Source organism: Spirillospora sp. NPDC000708, assembly GCF_040299565.1.
Classification (GTDB): Bacteria; Actinomycetota; Actinomycetes; order Streptosporangiales; family Streptosporangiaceae; genus Spirillospora.
In genome coordinates this window covers 1-17,806 of record NZ_JBEPCJ010000025.1, presented here as the reverse complement: position 1 = coordinate 17,806, position 17,806 = coordinate 1, and the positions used below count along the sequence as shown (strand labels likewise).

Genomic DNA, 17,806 nt, shown 5'->3' with positions numbered 1-17,806 from the left:
TCCTGGGGCTGACGGGGCTGGTGCCGGCGGGTCCTGGGGTCAGACGGGGGCGGAGGGGCCGACGGCGGGGTCGACGCCGGTCTCGCGGAGCCAGCGGCGCGGCGCGTCGGCGGCGGTGGTGCCGGGGGCCGGGTCCTCGTCGGGCAGGTCGGTGCAGGAGCCGACGTGGGAGGCGCTCTCGTCGCCGGGTTCGAGGATCCGCTTGCTGTAGTGGGGCGGCCAGTGCAGCAGCATCCGGCGGCCGCAGGTCGGGCAGGCCCATTCCTCGACTCCGGACTCCGCGGCCCGGACCATGCGCATCTGGTGCGTCGCCCTCAAGACGGGTCCCTCCTCAACCGGTGGCGAGGTTCGGTGAAAATCCGGCTCGCTATGGTGATTGCCCACGTCAAGGCGGTTAAACGGCCGGGGCAAGTGACGGCGAGGGCGGGCCGGGCGCCGGCGGGGGGACGGTCAAGGCCGGTCAAGGCGAGGCCGGTCGCTCGGCCGGTGGCGGTGCGGTGAGGGCGGCGCGGACGGCGGCGCCGATGCGGTCGACGGCTCGGGCGGGGCGGCGCGCGAACGAGCCCCAGCCGAGGAAGCCGTGGTCCAGGCCGGTGCCGGTGATGAGGGTGACGGGGACGCCGGCGGCGCGCAGGCGTCCGGCGTGGTCCTCCGCCTGGGGGCGGAGCCGGTCGTGTTCGGCGGTCGCGATGATCGCGGGCGGCAGGCCGCGGGGGTCGGGGTCCAGCAGCGGCGACACCTCGGGCCGGGCGGGGTCGGCGCCGTCGAGGTAGAGGCGCAGGGCGCGGCGCACGTTCGACGGCGGCCAGGGCAGGCCGTCGGGGTCGGGCGGGGCGGGCGGGACGTCCCGCAGGTCCAGCGCCGGGTAGACCAGCAGTTGCAGGACGGGGCGGGCGGGTCCGGCGGTGCGCAGGAGGGCGGCCGCGGCGGCGGCGAGCTGGCCGCCGGCGCTGTCGCCGGCGACGCCGACGCGAGCGGGGTCCAGGCCGAGGCGGCCGGCGTTGGCGGTGGTCCAGCGGACGGCGGCGACGGCGTCGTCGAGCGGGGCGGGGAAGGGGTGCTCGGGCGGGCGGCGGTAGCCGACCGACAGCCAGGCGACGCCGCTGGCGAGGGCGAGGGCACGGACGACGGGGTCGTAGGAGTCGACGTCGCCGAGGACCCAGCCGCCGCCGTGGAAGTACACCATCGCGGGTGTGGGGCGGTCGCCGCCGGGGTGGTAGAGGCGGGCCGGCAGCGGTCCGGCGGGGCCGTCGACGGTGACGTCCCGGACGATCGCGACGGGCGGGCGGGGGGAGCGAGCCAGGTCGGCGGCGTGCTCGCGGCGCGCGTCCTCGATCGCGCGGGCCGTGTCGCGCCCGCCCGCCCCGGCGGCCTGTCCGGCGGGCGGCTCGGGTGGGGAGGCGGCCGGGGACCGGGGCGGGGGTTCGCCGAGGCGGCGGCGCAGGAACGCCAGGTAGTCCGGATCGCGGCCCATGGCCCTCCCCTGACGGCGCGGCGGACGGTGGGCGGCCCAGCCTACGAGGGCGCGGCGGCCCGCAGGCCGCGCGGGGCGGGAAAACCTGTTGGGGGCGCGGCCGGTGGTCTCCTACGATCGCCGGCATGGCCTGTTTCACGAAGAGCGCGGTCCTGGGGACCGGGCACGCCGTCTCGGCGAGGCTGCGTGAGGCCCGTCCCGTCCTGGACCGGCCGGTGGCGCGCGCTCGCGCCTGACCTTCCCGGCGGGGCCCGTTTTCGAGGTTCCCGCCTGTCTTGTCGCGCGTCGGCGCGGCGGCCTTGAGAGGTCGCGCGCGCTCGTCGGCGTTCCCCCGCCTGCGGTCCAGGGCCTTCGAGCGTCCATGAACCACCTCGGACGGGCCCGGCCGCGCCTTCGCGACGTCTTCTCGGCCGCTCACGCGTGCGGTGTTGCCGCCTGATGCCGCCTCGCGCGTGCACGCGGTGCCTCCGGTGCCCGTCCGGCCGGCCCCGCCGGGGCCGCGAGCCGAGGACGGCGACCCTGAACCAGCAGCACCACGGCGGCCCGCGCGCGAACGCGCGGCGCACGCTGTCGCAGAACTTCCTATCCGATTCCGCGGCCATCGCCCGTTACGCCCGCGCCGCCGTGCCCGCGCCCGGAGCGCTGATCGTGGAGGCCGGCGCGGGCGACGGCCGCATCACCGCCGCGCTGGCCGCCCGCGCCGGCAGTGCCGGGCGTGTCGTGGCCTACGAGATCGATCCGCGGCTGGCGGCGCGGCTGCGCGCGCGGTGCGCGGCGCTGCCGAACGTGCGGTGCGTGACCGGCGACTTCCTGGCCGCCCGCCCGCCGTCGGGCCCGTTCCACCTGGCCGGCAACATCCCGTTCGGCGCGACGTCGCGGATCGTCGGCTGGGCGCTGGAGGCGCCGGGGCTGGCGTCGGCGACGCTGATCACGCAGCTGGAGTACGCGCGCAAGCGCACCGGCGGGTACGGGCGGTGGTCGCGGCTGACCGTGCGGACCTGGCCGGAGTTCGGCTGGGAGGCGGGCGGCCGGGTCCCGCGCGGGCTGTTCCGGCCGGTGCCGCGGGTGGACGGCGCGGTGCTGCGGCTGGTGCGGCGGCCGCGCCCGCTGCTGCCGCCGGCCGCGATGGGCGACTACCTGCGCTGCGTCGACCTGGGGTTCACCGGGAAGGGCGGTTCGCTGCGGGCCTCGCTGCGCGCGGCGCATCCGCGGCGCCGGGTGGACGCGGCGCTGGCCGCGGCGGGCATCGCGCCCGGCGCGCTGGTCGCCGACGTCCACCCGGACCGGTGGATCGTGCTGGTGCGGGCTCTGACCGGCCGCTGACCCCGCGGCGGGTCAGGCGGGGCCGGCGGGCGGCCGCCACCGGAAGATCATGTCGGCCTCCCGGACGAGCGCGGTCGGGCCGAGCAGCCCGGCGAGGCGGACGGCGGCGTCGCGGGCGGCGACCGGCACCGCGCCCGTCAGCGCCGTCATCCGCGCGATCCGGTGGGAGCGCCGCATCACCTGGGTGGTGCGGCGCCGCCGGGCGGCGGTGTAGGCGGCGAGCGCGGCCGGCATGTCCGCGCCGGCCCCGCCGGCCCTGCCGGCCGCGTCCCGGGTGTCCGGGCCGGGCGGGGTGCCGGCGGCGCGGGTCGCGTGGTGGGCGAGCACGACCGCGTCCTCGATGGCCTGGCAGGCGCCCTGGCCGAGGTTGGGGGTCATGGGGTGGGCGGCGTCGCCGAGCAGCGCGGTGCGTCCGCGGTGGAACGCCGGCAGCGGCCTGGGCATGTGGTAGACGTCGTTGCGGAGCACCGCGTCCGGGTCGACGCCCTCCAGCAGGGCGGGGACGGGGTCGTACCAGCCGCCGAACAGCCGCAGCAGTTCGGCGCGCTCGTCGCCGCCGGGGGCGCGGGCCCCCTCGGGTGCGGGGGCGGTGGCGTACAGGTAGGCGCGGTCGCCGGTGAGGGGGTTGATCCCGAAGACGGTGCCGCGGCCCCACGCCTCCGCGGGGGTGAAGCTCCCGGCGGGGGCGCGGGTGACGGCGCGCCAGGCGGTCAGTCCGGTGTAGCGGATGGGGGAGCGGCCGGGGAACAGCGTCGCGCGGGTCGGGGAGTGGATGCCGTCGGCGGCGACGACGAGGTCGGCGGTCTCCTCGCCCGTGACTGCGTCGGCGTCGGCGTCGGCGCCGGGGCCGGGGCCGGTGGTGCTGGTGGTGACGGTCGCGGGGGTCGTGGCGTCGCCGGGGGAGGCGAGGTCGGCGGTGGAGTTCAGGTGCAGAGCGCCGTCGGGCAGCCGGGCGGCGAGCAGGTCGACCAGGGCGGCGCGGAGGGTGACCACGAGCGGGTCGCCGTAGCGGTCGGCGGCGGTCTGGATAGAGGTGCGCGACAGCCATCGCCCGTCGGCGCGGCGGACCCCGCCCTCGCCCTGGAAGGCGTTGAGGGCCCGGACGGGGTCGCCGGCGCCGATGGTGTCCAGGGCGCGCAGCGCGTTGGGGCCGATCGCCAGGCCGGATCCGACGGGTTCGAGGGAGGCGGCGCGCTCGTGGAGCGTCACCGTCCAGCCGTGGGCGTGCAGGGCCGCGGCGGCGGTGAGGCCGCCGATCCCGCCGCCGATCACGATCGCGTGCGCCATTGCGGACACCCCTTCTCACTACAGCCGTAGTCGAATACTACGCCTGTAGTGAGGCGCCGGTAGGATCGGGGGCATGACGTCCCCGCGCGCCGAGCTGGTCGCCGACACCGCCCTCGCGCTGCTCGCCACCGCCGGCATGCGCGGCCTCACCCACCGCGCCGTCGACAAGGCCGCGGGACTGCCCGCCGGGTCCACCTCCAACCTGGCCCGCACCCGCGCCGCGCTGCTGGAGCTGGCGCTGCGGCGCCTCACCGAGCTGGAGCGGCGGCGGTTCGCCGGGTCCGCCGCGCCGCTCGGCGCGGACCTGCGCGGAGCGGGACGCGACCTGCTCGCCGACGCGCTGGCCGGCCTGGTGGACGCGCAGCTGCGCGAGCACCGCGCGTCCGTGCTGGCCCGCTACGAGCTGGCGCTGGAGGCGACCCGCCGCCCCGAGCTGCGCGCGATCTACGACGAGCTGGGGCGCGGGTTCCGCGATGTCGCCGCCGACCTCATGCGCCGGGCCGGGTCCCCCGACCCCGGCCGGCACGGGCCGCGGCTGGTCGCCTTCGTCGAGGGGCTGCTGTTCGACGCGGTCGCCGGCGCCGGACCCGAACCGGACGCCGCCGGCCTGCGCGACGCCGTCGCCGAGTACCTCGACGGCGTCCTGCCCCGCCACAGCCCGCAACAGGACGCCCGGCCGGCGGCGCCGGCGGCAGGGCTCGCGGGGCGTCAGAACGGGTAAGGGGCGATCTCCCCGCGCATCGTCACCCACTGGGTCTCGGTGAACGCCTCGATGTTGGCGTCCGGGCCGCCGAACCGCGACCCGTTCCCCGACGCCGCCAGCCCCCCGAACGGCACCACCGGCTCGTCGTTGACGGTCTGGTCGTTGATGTGCACCAGCCCCGTCGGGACCGCGTCGGCGATCGCCATCGCCTGCCCGACGTCGCCGAGGATCCCCAGCGACAGCCCGTACTCGCTGTCGCGGGCCAGCGCGACCGCCTCGTCCGCGCTGGAGAACGGCACCACCGGCGCGACCGGCCCGAACACCTCCCGCGCGTAGGCGGGCATGTCCGGGGTGACCTCCGCCAGCACCGTCGGCCGGTAGAACAGGCCCTCGTGGGTGCCGCCCGCCGCCAGCCGCGCCCCGGCGGCGACGGTGTCGCGGACCAGCGCGTCGACGTGCGCGAGCTGTCCCTCGTCGATGATCGGGCCGAGTGCGACCGGCCCGGCCGCCGGGTCCCCGACCGGCAGCTTGTCGGCCTTGTCGGCCAGCGCGGCGACGTACTCCTCGTGCAGGCTCTCGTGCACCAGGTGCCGCCCGGTGGTCATGCAGATCTGCCCCTGGTGCAGGAACGACCCCCACGCGCCCGCCGACACCGCCTTGGCGATGTCGGCGCCCGGCAGCACGATGAGGGCGTTGTTGCCGCCGAGCTCCAGGTGCGCGCGCTTGAGCAGCCGCCCGCACGCCTCCCCGATCTTGCGGCCCGCGGCGGTGGACCCGGTGAACGACACCACCCGCACCTGCGGCGCCGCCACCACCGCCTCGCCGGTCTCCAGTCCGCCCGGCAGCAGGTGCAGCAGCCCCTCGGGCAGGCCCGCCTCCTGGAAGACCCGCGCGAGGGCGACGCCCCCGCACACCGCGGTGCGCGGGTCGGGCTTGAGCAGCACCGCGTTGCCGAGCGCCAGCGCCGGCGCGACCGACCGCATCGACAGGATCAGCGGGAAGTTGAACGGCGCGATCACGCTGACCACCCCGGCGGGGCGGCGCCGCGCCAGGCTCCACCGCGGCTGCGCCGACGGCAGCACCAGGCCCTGCGGGTGCGAGGCCAGCGCCGCCGCCTCGTAGCACAGGCCCGCCGCGAAGTGCGCCTCCAGCTCCGCCTTCGCCGGCACCGACCCGGCCTCCCGCACGATCCAGTCCTGGATCTCGGCGGCGTGCTCCTCGAACAGCCGGCCCGCGCGGCGCAGCACCGCGGCGCGGTCCTCGTAGGTGCGGGCCGCCCAGTCGCGCTGCGCGTCGGCGGCCGCGGCGGCCGACGCGACGACGTCGCGCGCCGACGCCCGCCCGAGCGTGCCGAGGACCGCGCCGGTCGCCGGCTCGACGACCTCCAGCACGCCGCCGTCCGCGGCGGCCCACCCGCCGGTGAAGATCTTGTCCGTCCACGTCCCGGGGTCCAGCAACGCCATCGTCGGCTCCTCCTCGAACCACGCGCCCGCGGGCGCGGACGCGACGCGGCCCCGCCCGCGCGGCGCGGCCCGTCCTCCCAGGTTCGCCGTACCCGACCGGCGGAGGAACAACGGGTTTCCACTGAACGGAATGTCCCGCGGCGGACGCCGCCGAAACCACGCTCACGCCCCGGCGGGAAAACCCGTTGCGGGGCCCGCGCGGCGCCGCGCATACTCGTCATATCTACCGGCCACGGGGAAGGGAGCAGACCATGACGCGGCGATGCGGCGACCGCACCCGCACCTGCTCCCGGTCCACCCGGCGGGCGGCCACCTGACCTTCGCGCGTCCAGCGCGTCACGGCCGCCCTTCCCACCGACCGGAACGGCGGCTGCTTTCTTCTCGACGACCCGTGAAAGACCCCGTGCGCCCGCGCCCCTGCGGGCCGCGACGCCGTGGCCGAACGGCTCAGGCACCGGATTGCAGGTCCGGATCATGTGGGTTCGAATCCCACCGGCGTCTCCCGCCCCGCCCCCACGTCACCCGGGGGCGGGGCCCGCTCCCCGTAGCTCAGAGGACAGAGCGCCGGACTCCGAAGCCGGGCGCCGCAGGTTCGATTCCTGCCGGGGAGACCCCGCACCCGCCACCGGCAGGGAATGACCGCATGCGCAAGATACCGACACTGTTCGTCCGCGACCGGGACGGCGACCCCCGCCACGTCACCTCCGAGCCCGACCCGTCCTGCGCCTGGGTGCTCGCCGGTGAGGGCCGCGCCACCCGCAAGTACGACGGCACCTGCGTCCGCTTCGACGGCGCCCGCTGGCACGCCCGCCGCGAGGTCAAGCCCGGCCGGCCCGCCCCGCCCGGATTCACCCCCCTCGCCACCGACCCCGCCACCGGCAAGACCGTCGGATGGGAGCCCGCCGAGCAGTCCGCGTTCTGGAAGCACCTGCGCGCCGCCCTGGACGAACACGACGGACAAGGCGGACAGGGCGGACAGAGCGGACAGGGCGGACAGGGCGGAGGCGTTCTGGCCGCCGGCACCTACGAGCTGATCGGCCCCAAGATCAACGGGAACCCGGAGGGCGCCGAGCGGCACACCCTCGTCCCGCACGGCGCCGACGACCTCGGCGACGTCCCCCGCGACCACGACGGCCTCGCCGCCTGGCTGCACGCCCACCCCTACGAGGGCATCGTGTTCTGGCGCGACCCCGCCGACCCCGCCTGCGACAAGGCCAAGATCAAGCGACGCGACTTCCCCGCCCCCTGACACACCGCGCCCTGACACACCGCCCCCTCCCTCAGGCCGGGGGAGGGGGCGCGGCCGGGCGACACGGCCGGGCGGCGCGACCAGGCGGCGCGACCAGGCGGCGTCCGGTCAGGCGGCGTCCGGTCAGGCGGCGTGCTCGGCGAACATCGCGACCAGCCCGTCGGGCGCGTCCGCGGCGAGGCACCGCTCCAGGTTCTCCGCCGACGCCGCCGCCGCCTCGCGCCCGCGCGCGAACATCACCGCCTCGTAGGCGGCCAGCGCCGCCTCCACGTCACCGGGACGCGCGGCGATCGCCTCGCCCAGCTCCGCGCCGTCCAGCATCGCCAGGTTCGCGCCCTCGCCGGCGAACGGCGACATCAGATGCGCCGCGTCCCCCAGCAGCGTCACGCCCGGCACCCGGTCCCAGCGGTGCCCGACCGGCAGCGCGTGGATCGGCCGCGGCACCAGCGGCCCGTCGGCGTCGGCGACCAGCGCCCGCAGCCCCTCGTCCCAGCCGCCGAAATGCTCCAGGACCGCCGCCTTCGCCGCCGCCGCGTCACCGAAGTCGACGCCCGCCGCCCACTGCGGCGCGACCCGCAGCGCCGTGTAGACGTGGACGCCGCCGTCCGGCTCCCGGTGCGCCAGGAACCCCCGGCCGCCGCCGAGCGCGAACAGCATCCCGCCGCCGGCGATCCGCGCGGCCCGCGGATGGCGGGCGTCGACGTCGCGCAGGTCCGACTCCACCATGACCACCCCCGTGTAGGCCGGGACCGCGTCCGACACCAGCGGCCGGATCCGCGACCACGCCCCGTCCGCCCCCACCAGGAGGTCCGTGGTGAACACCGCCCCGCCGGAAAGGAGCACCTCGTGGCGGCCGCCGCCCAGCGGCCGCGCCCCCTCCACCTTCGCGCCCCACCGCACGGTCCCCTCCGGCAGCGAGGCCAGCAGCAGGTCCCGCAGCGCGCCCCGGTCCACCTCCGGACGGCCCCGCCCGCCGTCGTCGGCCTCGGCGAACCGGACGCGGCCGCCGCTGTCGAGGATCCGCATCTCCTCCCCGCCCGCGTGCACCAGCGGCAGGAACCGCTCGTGCAGGCCCGCCGCGCGCAGCGCCCGCTGCCCCGACTCCTCGTGGATGTCGAGCAAGCCGCCCTGCGCGCGGGCGTCCGCCGAGGCGTCCAGATCGAACACGGCCGCCTCGATCCCGTGGACGTGCAGGACCCGCGCCAGGGTCAGGCCGCCCAGGCCCGCCCCGACGATCGTGACCGGCTCGTGCGCCCGCCGCTGCGTCCCGCCGCCGTTCTCCCCGTTGATGCCGTTCATGGTGTCCTCCCGATGTCGTCGTGGTCGTCCGGTGCGGGGGTCCGCAGGATGCCGTTGATCAGCGACTGGAACCCCCACGACAGCCGCTGCCGCGGCGCGCCCGACAGCAGCGGCCCCGCCAGCGCCGCCAGGTGCGGGCGCCTGCCGGGCGACGCGCCGCGCAGCGCCGCCACCAGCGCGTCCCAGTCCCCGGCGGCGTCGGCGTCGGCGTCGCGGGCGGACTGCTCGGCCGCGGTGGCCGTCGCGTGCTGCAGCAGCACGTCCACCCCCCAGGCCGCCTGCCCCGGCGACGCGCCGCCCTCGATCAGCAGCCCCAGCAGCCGCTCCACCAGGTCCAGGTAGTTCTCCCCGCTGGGCCGCGCCGCCAGCGCCGACCGCGCCAGCCCCGGATGCTCCATCAGCATCGCGGTGTAGGAGGTCAGCACCGCCTCCAGCCGCTCGGCGAACGTCCCGGACGCCGGCGGCGGCGCGACCGTCCCCAGCAGCTCGTCCAGCACCGCCGCGTGCAGCTCCGCGGTGTTGCGGACGTACACGTACAGCGACGCCGGGCCGGTGTCCAGCTCGGCGGCCAGCCGCCGCATCGTCACCTTCGCCAGGCCCTCGGCGCGCACCAGCCGCACCGCCGACGCGACGATGCCCTCCCTGGTCAGGGCGGGTTTGGCGGGACGCTCTCGGCGGCTGCGCGGCGCGCCGCCCGCAGGTGGATCGACTGTCATGCCCACCACCGTACACGAACATGTTCGTTGCGAACAAGTTCGTAACGAACATGTTCGTCACGAGGCGCACGGCGACCCCGTGCGCGCCGCGCGGTTCGCGGCCCGGTCAGCGCGGGCGGACGGCCGCCGTGACGACGTGGCCGCTCACCCCGAGCAGCGACGGCACCGACTCCACCGCCCGCAGCGCCTCAAGGACCGTCTCGCGGTCCTCCTCCAGGAGCTCGTCCAGGCCCCCGAACAGCCACACCGCGCCCTCCAGCCCGTAGGAGCGGGCGCCGGGCAGCCCGGCGTCGGCGAACTCGCGCGGCGGCTCGTCCGCCTCGTGCAGGTAGGCGGTGGTGAACCCCATGTCGGGCGTGGCGCGCAGCACACCGGTCTCGACCGAGGCGTCCACGATCGCGCGCTTGCCCCGGTAGCGGCGCTTGCGGAGCATGTCGTGCAGCGCGGCGTGCCGCCCGATCGTCGCCGCCGCCACCACGCCGCCCGGCCGCACGGCCCGCGCCGCCTCCCGCAGCGCCCGCACCCGGTCGGCGCGCTCCACCAGGTGGTACAGCGGGCCGAGCAGCAGCACCGCGTCGGCGGACGCGTCGGGCACCGGCAGGTCGCGGGCGTCGCCGAGCCGCGCGGACACCCCGGGGATCCGCGACGCCTGCTCCACGTGCAGCGGGACCGGATCCACCAGCTCCACCGCGTACCCGTCGGCGGCCAGCCACTCGGCGTGCACCCCGGAACCGCCGCCTACGTCGATCACCCGCGCCGGCGGCGCCGGCAGCAAACGGCGCAGGACGTCCTGGGTCCGCCACAACTCCAGCCGCCCGCCGCCCTCGCGCAGCCGGCGGTCCTCCCCGCCGCGCTCGTAGTAGCGCAGAACATCGCGATCCATGCCGCCGAGGCTCCCCGCCGCGCCCCCGCGCCCGCAAGCCATTAAGCGGGGGACGCCAGGCGGGCGCCGGACCGGGCAAGAGCCGGTGTCAGGGAACCGGTGTCAGGGGGCGGCTGGGCGGGCGTGCTCGGCGGTCACCGCGTCCAGCAGCCCCGGGAACACCGCGTCGAACTCCTCGCGGCGCAGCGCGTTCATGCGGGACGTGCCGACGTAGTACTGCCGGATGAGGCCCGCCTCGCGCAGCACGTGGAAGTGGTGGGTCGCGGTCGACTTGCTGACCGGCAGGTCGATCGCGCCGCAGCTCAGGTCCGCGCCCGCCGCGTCCAGTTCGCCGACGATCCGCCGCCGCACCGGGTCCACCAGCGCCTCCAGCACCCGCTGCAGGCCGACGTCCCGGACGTCGGGATGCGGCGGGACCCGGTCCCGCCCGCCGTCGCGCACCGCCGCCATGTCCACCTCCCGCGCGCCCATCGTACGACGAACGTCGAAGTACGGCGACCATCAAAGTACGACAGCCATCAAAGTTTGACAGCGGTCGTACTTTTGGGTTGGGTGATCACCACCCCGGGACGGCGCGCGGCGCCGCCCGCCGACGCGGAAGAGGCGATGCGCGATGACCACCACGGTGCGGTTCCACGAGCTCGGAGGCCCGCAGGTGCTGCGGCTGGAGGACGTCGAGACCGGCGAACCCGGCCCCGGCGAGCTTCTGGTCCGCGTCGAGGCGATCGGCCTCAACCGCGCCGAGGCGCTGTTCCGCGCCGGCGACTACATCGAGCCGGTCACGGCGTTCCCCGCCCGCCTCGGCGCCGAGGCCGCCGGGACCGTCGAGGCCGCCGGCCCCGGCGTCACCGCCTTCCGCCGGGGCGAGCCGGTCAGCGTCGTCCCCGCGTTCTCGATGAACGACTACGGCGTTTACGCCGAGAAGGCGATCGTCCCCGCGGCCGCCGTGCTGAAGCGCCCCGAGGGGCTGGACGCCGTCGGCGGCGCCGCGGTGTGGATGCCGTACCTGACCGCCTACGGGGCGCTGGTGGAGGTCGCCGGGATGCGCGCCGGCGACACCGTCGTCCTGACCGCCGCCTCCAGCAGCGTGGGCCTGGCCGCGATCCGCGTCGCCGTCCGCGCCGGCGCGCGGCCGATCGCCGTCACCCGCAGCCCGGGCAAGAAGGACGCGCTGCTCGAGGCCGGCGCCGCCGAGGTGATCGTCAGCCGCGGGGACGACGTCGCCGCGCCCGTCCTGGACCTGACCGGCGGACGCGGCGCGGAGCTGGTGTTCGACGCCGTCGCCGGCCCCGGCGTGATCGACCTGGCCAGGGCCGTCGCGCCCGGCGGCACCCTCATCGAGTACGGGGCGCTCAGCGGCCGGACGACCCCCTATCCCGGCTTCGAGCTCGGCATGCCCGCGCTGAACATGCGGACCTACACCCTGTACGAGACCACCCGGGACCCGGCGCGGCTGCGCCGCGCGGAGGCGTTCGTCGCCTCCGGCCTGCGCAGCGGCGCGTTCGCCCCGGCCGTCGACCGCGTGTTCGGCCTGCGGGAGATCGTCGAGGCGCACCGGTACATGGAGGCGGGCGCGCAGGTCGGCAAGATCGTCGTCACCACCGGCGACTGAGGACCGCCCCACCCCCCGGGGCCCGCGTCGCTGTAGACCAGGGGCCCGGGGGACCGGCCGGCGGCCGGGACGCGGCGCCGGCCGGGCTCTGACCGGTCAGGCGCTCGCCGGTCAGGCGCTCGCCGGTCAGGCGCTCGCCGGTCAGGCGGTGACGCCGGCGAGGCTGCGCGACAGGTGCGCGTACACCTCGTCCCAGAACGCCACGTGCTCGCCGATCTCCCGGCGCGCCGCCGCCAGCATCAGCGCCTCGTCGGCGAAGTAGCCATTGACCAGGATGTCCCACAGCGCCGCGAACTGCCCCGGCCCCTTGGTCTCGTGCAGGGTGAGGAACTCCAGCCCCGATACCACCCCGTAGTGCTCCGCCAGCGCGTCGAGGACGACCCGGTTGCGGACGGGGCTGGCGATCTCCCGGCCCGCCAGCGCCGCGACGGCCTCCGCGCCGTCGGCCCCGGGGGCCAGGAACCGCGCCGGGAACGACGCGCAGTAGGCCGCGGTCACCGGCAGCGGCTCCACCGACGACGGCCGCTCCACGCCCAGCGCCCGCAGCATCCGCACCGCCAGGCCGTGATGGTCGCCGCCGACCTCCTCCGCGATGTGCTCGGTCAGCCCGGTCAGCACCCGGGAGGCGTCGAACTCGGTGCCGAACGCCGGGCTCTTCACCACGCAGACGCCGAGCCACCGATGAAATTGGTTCCGCCACAGGTAGTACTGGCCGAAAACGTCGCGGACCATCTCGGCCGGTGCCTTTCCCGTCCGCAGGTCCGAAAAGAACACGCTGCCGTCCAGCGTTCCGACGGCATGGGCGAGCAGGTCGGCCGATACGGCGGATCCAGCGAGCGAGGTCATGATTCTCCAATGATCTGCGGCCATTTCGTTCCCGTCATCGCCGCACGTCGAGGCGGGGGTTCGACGGTTTTCCGCCCGGCGGCGGGCCCGCCGGGGACACCCCCCGCGGACGCGCGATGCGACGCGCTAACAGCAGAACCTAACCGACGTTCAGCGCGCGCCCAATATCGCCTTCACCGGTCCATTACCGTCGCCGCCGCGACACCTTGCACGACCGCGCCGCCGTATGGTAGTTCCGGCTCCGAACGGAATGTGCTGCGCCTTTATCGGGCCATCCCGCGCCCCGTGCGTTTCCGCCCCGCCCCCGGCGTCCGGCGCCCGGGCCGATACCGCCCGGACCGGTGGCCGGATCCGGCCGTGAGAATCTCACAGAACGCGTCGTCTCACGCGATACGCGGCGTCTCCGGTCGCAAACGGACCACGTCCGGCCACCGCCCCCGGGCCGCCCCTCAAACCGCCGCCCGCCCCCGGCCGGCCGCTCAGGCGACCGCGCGGAGCCGGTCGTCCAGCTCGTCCAGGTCGGCGACGAACCAGACGTGGTCGCCCGCGTTCGACTCGCGCACCAGGGCGCGCAGCGCCGGGCTCGCCGCCAGGTGCCGGGAGATGTCCCCGACGACCGCCAGCCGCAGCCGGTAGTTCACGAACTTCTGCATGACCTCGCCCGCGAAGCGGGTGCCGAGCGAGAAGAACCGCTCGTCCAGCCGCGCCGCCGGCACCGCCACCACCTGCGCGCCGAGGAACACCGCCCCGATCAGGTCGAGCGCGTCCTGCTCGGTCGCCACCGGCGGCCCGTCCGGGTCGCACATCAGCACCTGCACGCCCGCCCGCTCCCGCACCTCGTCAGGCACCGCCGGCCTCCCGCCCCGCCCCGGCCGCGCCACCGGAGCCGGAGCCGCGGTCGTCCAGGACGCCGCCGTCCAGCACGGCCTCGATCAGCCGCAGCACCTCCGCGGTGGCCGGCACCCCGCCCAGGATCACGATCTTCATGCGCCTCCGCTCCTCGTCGTGGACGGTCTGGACGCGCAGCGCGCCCCCGTCCCCCCGCCCGGTGTTCACCCCGGCCAGCACGAACGTGGCGAGCCGGTCCGCGGCGGCGCGGCCGACCCCGTCGATCTGCACGATGCTCGACACCTCCGCCCGCCCCGCGCCCTCGCCCGGCCCGTCCTGCGCAGGGCGGGGACGCCCGGTCAGCGCCTCCAGCGCCGCCGCGGGGATCCGGTACTGCTTGCCGATCCGCACCGCGTCCAGCCGCCCGGCCCGGATGTAGCCGCGCACCGTCCGCACGTGCAGCCCGAGAAGGTCCGCGACCTCCTCGACCGAGTACATTCGCTCCTCCATCACTCCGCAAACTACCCCATTGAGGGAACGATAGGGAAGTTTGCGGTACCTAAATGGGTGGCGGTGGAGGTGGGGGCGGGCGATAGCGTGGCGCGCGGACGCGAGGCGGCGGCCCGCGCGTCCCGCCCGCGCGCGCGTCCCGCCGCGCCGGCGTCCCCGAGCCGCCGATGGGGGAGCGATGACCGGCGAGGAACGCGGAACCGTCACCGTGCTGACCGGGCCGTGCGGCGCCGGCAAGAGCACCGTGGCGCGTCTGCTGGCCGCGCGGCTCGCGCCGAGCGTGCGGCTGCACGGCGACGACTTCTTCGCCTTCATCGCCCAGGGCGCGATCCCGCCGCACCTGCCCGAGGCGCACCGGCAGAACCAGACCGTCGTCGCCGTGCAGGCCGCGGCGGCCGCCGGATACGCCGCCGGCGGCTACCACGTGGTGTTCGACGGGGTCGTCGGGCCGTGGTTCCTGCGCCCCTTCCGCGACGCCGCCGCCGGCGCCGGCGTCCCCCTGCACTACGTGGTGCTGCGCCCGGACCGCGACACCGTGCTCGCGCGCGCCACCGCGCGCGGACCCGGCGCGCTCACCGAGCCCGGGCCGGTCCTGCGGATGTTCGAGGAGTTCGCCGACCTCGGCGACCACGAGACCCGCGTCCTGGACTCCGCCGCCCTCACCCCCGAGCAGACCGCGCGGGCCGTCGCCGACGGGCTGCGGTCCGGCGCCTACCTCCTGCCCTGACGCGGCCCGCGGCCCCCGCCGCGCGCCACGCGGGCGCGCGTCACAGGCAGGAGGCGATGCAGTCCAGGACGCGCTCCAGGCCGTAGGCGAACTGCGCCTCGGGGTCCATGTGCGGCAGCGAGGCGTCCCGCACCACGCGCTCGAACATCGGGTGCTCGCCCCGGTCGAGCAGTTGGTGGACGTAAGGGGAGCTCTGGCGCATCCAGTCCTGCATGGTCATCCCGCTGCGGCGCCGCTCGCGCTCCCACTCGATCTCCGCGCGGACCGTCATGACGACGTAGCCGTTCAGCATGTTCATCAGCGTGATGATGTCGTCGACCGGGATGCCGACGTCCAGGGCGCCGAAGCCGAACTCGGTGATCCGCAGCTGGTTCGGGCCGAACGTCGGGCGGGCGCGGTGCAGGTCGGCCACCCACGGGTGCGCCAGCCACATCTGCCGGGTGTTGCGCGCGACCAGCCGCAGGTCGGCGCGCCAGTCGCCGGTCGGCCGGTCCGGGATCTCCAGGGTGCCGACGACGTGGTCGTACATCAGCTCGATGAGGTCGTCGCGCGAGGGGACGTAGCGGTACAGCGACATCGCGCCGGTGCCGAGCTCGGCCGCGATCCGCCGCATCGACGCCGCCTCCAGCCCGTCGGCGTCGGCGATCCGCACCGCCGCCTCGGTGATCTGCGCGCGGCTGTAGGCGGGTCTCGGGCCCCGGCCCTGCCGTTCGGGGACCGCGAAGATGCTGACCGCCTCGACGTCCGCCACCGTGCTCCCTCCACCGCGTCCCGGAACCCGTCCGGCCCCTGCCGCGATTCTAGTTGCGTACATCGTACTCGGTTGTCTAGCCTGGCGGCAGTCCACCGCGTACGGCGTACCCAATGGAGGCGATGATGCCGGACGAACCGATCGTGTCCGCCGAGGCGCTGCACAAGCGCTACGGCGACACCAAGGCCCTGGACGGCCTCGACCTGGCCGTCGCCCCCGGCACCGTCTGCGGGCTGCTCGGCCCCAACGGCGCCGGGAAGACCACCGCCGTGCGGATCCTGGCCACCCTCGCCGACGCCGACTCCGGCCGCGCCCGCGTCGCCGGCCACGACGTCGCCGCCGAACCCGACCGGGTCCGCGCCGCCATCGGCCTCGCCGGCCAGTACGCCGCCGTCGACGAGAAGCTCACCGGACGCGGCAACCTGCGCATGTTCGGCCGCCTCTACCACCTGCCCCGCCGCGAGGCCCACCGCCGCGCCGACGAGCTGCTGGAGCGCTTCGGCCTGATGGACGCCGCCGACCGGCAGGTCCAGGGCTACTCCGGCGGCATGCGCCGCCGCCTCGACCTGATCACCAGCCTGATCCTGCGGCCCCGGGTGCTGTTCCTCGACGAGCCCACCACCGGCCTGGACCCGCGCAGCCGCGGCGAGATCTGGGACGCCGTCCGCGCCCTGGTCGCCGACGGCACCACCGTCCTGCTCACCACCCAGTACCTGGAGGAGGCCGACCGGCTCGCCGACGACGTCGTCGTCATCGACCACGGCCGCGTCATCGCCGAAGGCACCCCCGACGCGCTCAAGGCCTCCATCGGCGACCGGCTCGACGTCGCGCTGGCCGACCCCGCCGACGCCGGCGCCGCCGCCCGCGTCCTGTCCGGCCTCGCCGGCGCCCACCCCGACCTGGACGGCGCCCGGCTGACCGTCCCGCTCGCCCGCGGCGCCGTCCGGCTCGCCGACGTCGTCCGCGAACTCGACCGCGCCGGCGTCACCGCCGAGGACGTCGGGCTGCGCCGCCCCACCCTCGACGAGGTGTTCCTGCGCCTCACCGGCCGCGACACCGACCCCGCCGCACCCGCCGAAGACACCACGGCGCACGACCCGGAGGCCGGGGACCCGGCCGGCCGCCAGAAGGAGACCGTCCGATGACCGCCCCCGCCCTCGGCACCCGACCGTCCCCGGCGGCGCGGCTGCGCTGGACCGCCGCCGACGGCCTCACCCTCGTCGGGCGCGAGTTGAGCCGGCTGCGCCAGGAACCCGGCGAGCTGATCGCCGCGCTGATCTTCCCCGCCGTCATGGTCGTGCTGTTCGGGTACGTGTTCGGCAGCGCCATCACCGTCCCCGGCGGCGGCAACTACCGCGAGTACCTGATGCCCGGCCTGTTCGTCATGGTGTCCTTCACCTCCGTCATGGCCGTCACCATGCGGGTCGCCACCGACGCCTCCCGCGGCGTCATGGACCGGTTCCGCGCCATGCCGATGGCGCGCTCGGCCGTCCCGTTCGGGCAGGCCGGCGCCGACGCGATCAACGGGGTCCTCGCGCTGGTCATCATGGCCGCCACCGGCCTGGTCGTCGGATGGCGCGCGCACCGCGGCCTGTGGCCCACCGCCGAGGCGTTCCTGCTGCTGATGCTGCTGCGGCACGCGCTCAGCTGGGCCGGCTGCTTCCTCGGCCTGGTGGTGCGCAACGAGCAGACCGCCGACCAGTTCGTCCCGCTGGTGTTCCCGGTCACCATGCTGTCGAACTCCTTCGTCCCGACCGGCGGGATGCCCGGCTGGCTGCAGGCCGTCGCCGACTGGAACCCCGTCAGCGCCGCCACCGCCGCCTGCCGGCAGCTGTTCGGCAACCCCGGCGCGCCCGCCGGCCACGCCGGCGACCTCGCCTGGCCCCTCGCGCACCCCGTCGCCGCGACCCTGCTGTGGTCGGTGGCGCTTATCGCGGTGTTCGCGCCGCTGTCGGTGCGCACCTTCCACCGGCGCGGACGGTGACCGCCCGCGGGCCGCGCCCCCGGCCGCCCCCGCGGGAGACCCCCCCCCCGGGGCCGGCGGGCGGGGGCGCCCACCCCCCCCGGACCCCGCCCCCGGGCCCCCCGCCCGCCCCGCCCCGCGCCGCCGGCAGGTCGCCGCCGGCCGGCACGCC

The 17,806-nt window shown here is 76.4% G+C and carries 19 protein-coding genes and 2 tRNA genes; 9 read left to right on the top strand and 12 right to left on the bottom strand.

Annotation, left to right across the window (positions count from 1 at the left end):
* Positions 1–39: 39 nt before the first annotated feature.
* The gene (locus tag ABT299_RS19560) at positions 40–318 is read right to left on the bottom strand and encodes a hypothetical protein (RefSeq protein WP_190867619.1); all 279 of its coding nucleotides are present in this window, start codon (positions 316–318) and stop codon (positions 40–42) included.
* Positions 319–460: 142 nt separating this feature from the next.
* Entirely contained in the window at positions 461–1,474 is a 1,014-nt protein-coding gene (locus ABT299_RS19555) for an alpha/beta hydrolase (protein WP_500251607.1), read from the bottom strand.
* Between the two features lie 438 nt (positions 1,475–1,912).
* Here ABT299_RS19555 and erm point away from each other — a divergent pair, with 438 nt between their 5' ends.
* On the top strand, positions 1,913–2,797 hold the full coding sequence (gene erm, locus ABT299_RS19550; RefSeq protein WP_500251606.1) for an ErmE/ErmH/ErmO/ErmR family 23S rRNA (adenine(2058)-N(6))-methyltransferase: 885 nt from the start codon (positions 1,913–1,915) through the stop codon (positions 2,795–2,797).
* Positions 2,798–2,809: 12 nt separating this feature from the next.
* Here erm and ABT299_RS19545 read toward each other — a convergent pair whose 3' ends face one another.
* Positions 2,810–4,084 carry an FAD-dependent monooxygenase gene (locus ABT299_RS19545; protein ID WP_500251605.1) on the bottom strand — a complete coding sequence of 425 codons (1,275 nt, stop codon included), beginning with the start codon at positions 4,082–4,084 and terminating at the stop codon, positions 2,810–2,812.
* Between the two features lie 73 nt (positions 4,085–4,157).
* On the opposite strand from ABT299_RS19545, the gene ABT299_RS19540 reads away from it, so the two are divergent.
* The gene (locus tag ABT299_RS19540) at positions 4,158–4,805 is read left to right on the top strand and encodes a TetR/AcrR family transcriptional regulator (protein ID WP_500251604.1); all 648 of its coding nucleotides are present in this window, start codon (positions 4,158–4,160) and stop codon (positions 4,803–4,805) included.
* Here the strand turns inward: ABT299_RS19540 and ABT299_RS19535 are convergent.
* Positions 4,793–6,250 (bottom strand): benzaldehyde dehydrogenase, encoded by a 1,458-nt coding sequence (locus ABT299_RS19535; RefSeq protein WP_500251603.1) that lies wholly within the window; start codon positions 6,248–6,250, stop codon positions 4,793–4,795. The genes ABT299_RS19540 and ABT299_RS19535 overlap by 13 nt on opposite strands.
* A 428-nt stretch (positions 6,251–6,678) precedes the next feature.
* Between ABT299_RS19535 and ABT299_RS19530 the strand changes: the two genes are divergently transcribed.
* The 3 genes from ABT299_RS19530 to ABT299_RS19520 all read left to right on the top strand — a co-directional run bounded on the left by ABT299_RS19530 (position 6,679) and on the right by ABT299_RS19520 (position 7,499).
* A tRNA-Cys gene (locus ABT299_RS19530) sits at positions 6,679–6,751 on the top strand.
* A 37-nt stretch (positions 6,752–6,788) separates the two neighbouring features.
* Positions 6,789–6,861, top strand: a tRNA-Arg gene (locus tag ABT299_RS19525).
* A gap of 32 nt (positions 6,862–6,893) precedes the next feature.
* Complete coding sequence (locus ABT299_RS19520) at positions 6,894–7,499, top strand: hypothetical protein (protein WP_500251602.1); 606 nt, start codon at positions 6,894–6,896, stop codon at positions 7,497–7,499.
* Positions 7,500–7,622: 123 nt separating this feature from the next.
* On the opposite strand, the gene ABT299_RS19515 is transcribed toward ABT299_RS19520, so the two are convergent.
* The 4 genes from ABT299_RS19515 to ABT299_RS19500 form a co-directional block, all read right to left on the bottom strand.
* The gene (locus ABT299_RS19515; protein WP_500251601.1) at positions 7,623–8,798 is read right to left on the bottom strand and encodes an FAD-dependent oxidoreductase; all 1,176 of its coding nucleotides are present in this window, start codon (positions 8,796–8,798) and stop codon (positions 7,623–7,625) included.
* The gene (locus tag ABT299_RS19510) at positions 8,795–9,514 is read right to left on the bottom strand and encodes a TetR/AcrR family transcriptional regulator (RefSeq protein ID WP_500251600.1); all 720 of its coding nucleotides are present in this window, start codon (positions 9,512–9,514) and stop codon (positions 8,795–8,797) included. The genes ABT299_RS19515 and ABT299_RS19510 overlap by 4 nt, the downstream gene beginning before the upstream one ends.
* A gap of 106 nt (positions 9,515–9,620) precedes the next feature.
* On the bottom strand, positions 9,621–10,397 hold the full coding sequence (locus tag ABT299_RS19505) for a class I SAM-dependent methyltransferase (protein ID WP_500251599.1): 777 nt from the start codon (positions 10,395–10,397) through the stop codon (positions 9,621–9,623).
* A 102-nt stretch (positions 10,398–10,499) separates the two neighbouring features.
* Positions 10,500–10,868, bottom strand: coding sequence for an ArsR/SmtB family transcription factor (locus ABT299_RS19500; RefSeq protein WP_500251598.1), 369 nt, complete (start codon positions 10,866–10,868; stop codon positions 10,500–10,502).
* Between the two features lie 142 nt (positions 10,869–11,010).
* On the opposite strand from ABT299_RS19500, the gene ABT299_RS19495 reads away from it, so the two are divergent.
* Positions 11,011–12,009, top strand: a complete 999-nt coding sequence (locus ABT299_RS19495; RefSeq protein WP_500251597.1) for a zinc-dependent alcohol dehydrogenase family protein — start codon at positions 11,011–11,013, stop codon at positions 12,007–12,009.
* 141 nt (positions 12,010–12,150) lie between these two features.
* Here the strand turns inward: ABT299_RS19495 and ABT299_RS19490 are convergent, their stop codons facing one another.
* The 3 genes from ABT299_RS19490 to ABT299_RS19480 all read right to left on the bottom strand — a co-directional run bounded on the left by ABT299_RS19490 (position 12,151) and on the right by ABT299_RS19480 (position 14,193).
* Positions 12,151–12,855, bottom strand: a complete 705-nt coding sequence (locus tag ABT299_RS19490) for an iron-containing redox enzyme family protein (protein ID WP_500251596.1) — start codon at positions 12,853–12,855, stop codon at positions 12,151–12,153.
* 479 nt (positions 12,856–13,334) lie between these two features.
* Positions 13,335–13,703 (bottom strand): DUF4180 domain-containing protein, encoded by a 369-nt coding sequence (locus tag ABT299_RS19485; protein WP_190867646.1) that lies wholly within the window; start codon positions 13,701–13,703, stop codon positions 13,335–13,337.
* Complete coding sequence (locus tag ABT299_RS19480; protein ID WP_500251595.1) at positions 13,696–14,193, bottom strand: helix-turn-helix domain-containing protein; 498 nt, start codon at positions 14,191–14,193, stop codon at positions 13,696–13,698. The genes ABT299_RS19485 and ABT299_RS19480 overlap by 8 nt, the downstream gene beginning before the upstream one ends.
* 178 nt (positions 14,194–14,371) lie before the next feature.
* On the opposite strand from ABT299_RS19480, the gene ABT299_RS19475 reads away from it, so the two are divergent.
* Entirely contained in the window at positions 14,372–14,920 is a 549-nt protein-coding gene (locus tag ABT299_RS19475; RefSeq protein WP_500251594.1) for an AAA family ATPase, read from the top strand.
* A gap of 40 nt (positions 14,921–14,960) precedes the next feature.
* Here the strand turns inward: ABT299_RS19475 and ABT299_RS19470 are convergent, their stop codons facing one another.
* Positions 14,961–15,671, bottom strand: coding sequence for a TetR/AcrR family transcriptional regulator C-terminal domain-containing protein (locus tag ABT299_RS19470; protein WP_190867650.1), 711 nt, complete (start codon positions 15,669–15,671; stop codon positions 14,961–14,963).
* 125 nt (positions 15,672–15,796) lie between these two features.
* Here ABT299_RS19470 and ABT299_RS19465 point away from each other — a divergent pair, with 125 nt between their 5' ends.
* Complete coding sequence (locus tag ABT299_RS19465) at positions 15,797–16,816, top strand: ATP-binding cassette domain-containing protein (RefSeq protein ID WP_387018681.1); 1,020 nt, start codon at positions 15,797–15,799, stop codon at positions 16,814–16,816.
* Positions 16,813–17,655, top strand: coding sequence for an ABC transporter permease (locus ABT299_RS19460; protein ID WP_387018684.1), 843 nt, complete (start codon positions 16,813–16,815; stop codon positions 17,653–17,655). Before ABT299_RS19465 ends, ABT299_RS19460 begins: the two co-directional genes overlap by 4 nt.
* Positions 17,656–17,806: the final 151 nt, after the last annotated feature.

Bases quoted from the DNA above. Each gene is read 5' to 3' on its own strand.
- ABT299_RS19555 (WP_500251607.1), bottom strand. From the start codon at position 1,474: ATGGGCCGCGATCCGGACTACCTGGCGTTCCTGCGCCGCCGCCTCGGC.
- erm (WP_500251606.1), top strand. From the start codon at position 1,913: ATGCCGCCTCGCGCGTGCACGCGGTGCCTCCGGTGCCCGTCCGGCCGG.
- ABT299_RS19545 (WP_500251605.1), bottom strand. From the start codon at position 4,084: ATGGCGCACGCGATCGTGATCGGCGGCGGGATCGGCGGCCTCACCGCC.
- ABT299_RS19540 (WP_500251604.1), top strand. From the start codon at position 4,158: ATGACGTCCCCGCGCGCCGAGCTGGTCGCCGACACCGCCCTCGCGCTG.
- ABT299_RS19535 (WP_500251603.1), bottom strand. From the start codon at position 6,250: ATGGCGTTGCTGGACCCCGGGACGTGGACGGACAAGATCTTCACCGGC.
- ABT299_RS19520 (WP_500251602.1), top strand. From the start codon at position 6,894: ATGCGCAAGATACCGACACTGTTCGTCCGCGACCGGGACGGCGACCCC.
- ABT299_RS19515 (WP_500251601.1), bottom strand. From the start codon at position 8,798: ATGAACGGCATCAACGGGGAGAACGGCGGCGGGACGCAGCGGCGGGCG.
- ABT299_RS19510 (WP_500251600.1), bottom strand. From the start codon at position 9,514: ATGACAGTCGATCCACCTGCGGGCGGCGCGCCGCGCAGCCGCCGAGAG.
- ABT299_RS19505 (WP_500251599.1), bottom strand. From the start codon at position 10,397: ATGGATCGCGATGTTCTGCGCTACTACGAGCGCGGCGGGGAGGACCGC.
- ABT299_RS19500 (WP_500251598.1), bottom strand. From the start codon at position 10,868: ATGGGCGCGCGGGAGGTGGACATGGCGGCGGTGCGCGACGGCGGGCGG.
- ABT299_RS19495 (WP_500251597.1), top strand. From the start codon at position 11,011: ATGACCACCACGGTGCGGTTCCACGAGCTCGGAGGCCCGCAGGTGCTG.
- ABT299_RS19490 (WP_500251596.1), bottom strand. From the start codon at position 12,855: ATGACCTCGCTCGCTGGATCCGCCGTATCGGCCGACCTGCTCGCCCAT.
- ABT299_RS19480 (WP_500251595.1), bottom strand. From the start codon at position 14,193: ATGGAGGAGCGAATGTACTCGGTCGAGGAGGTCGCGGACCTTCTCGGG.
- ABT299_RS19475 (WP_500251594.1), top strand. From the start codon at position 14,372: ATGACCGGCGAGGAACGCGGAACCGTCACCGTGCTGACCGGGCCGTGC.
- ABT299_RS19465 (WP_387018681.1), top strand. From the start codon at position 15,797: ATGCCGGACGAACCGATCGTGTCCGCCGAGGCGCTGCACAAGCGCTAC.
- ABT299_RS19460 (WP_387018684.1), top strand. From the start codon at position 16,813: ATGACCGCCCCCGCCCTCGGCACCCGACCGTCCCCGGCGGCGCGGCTG.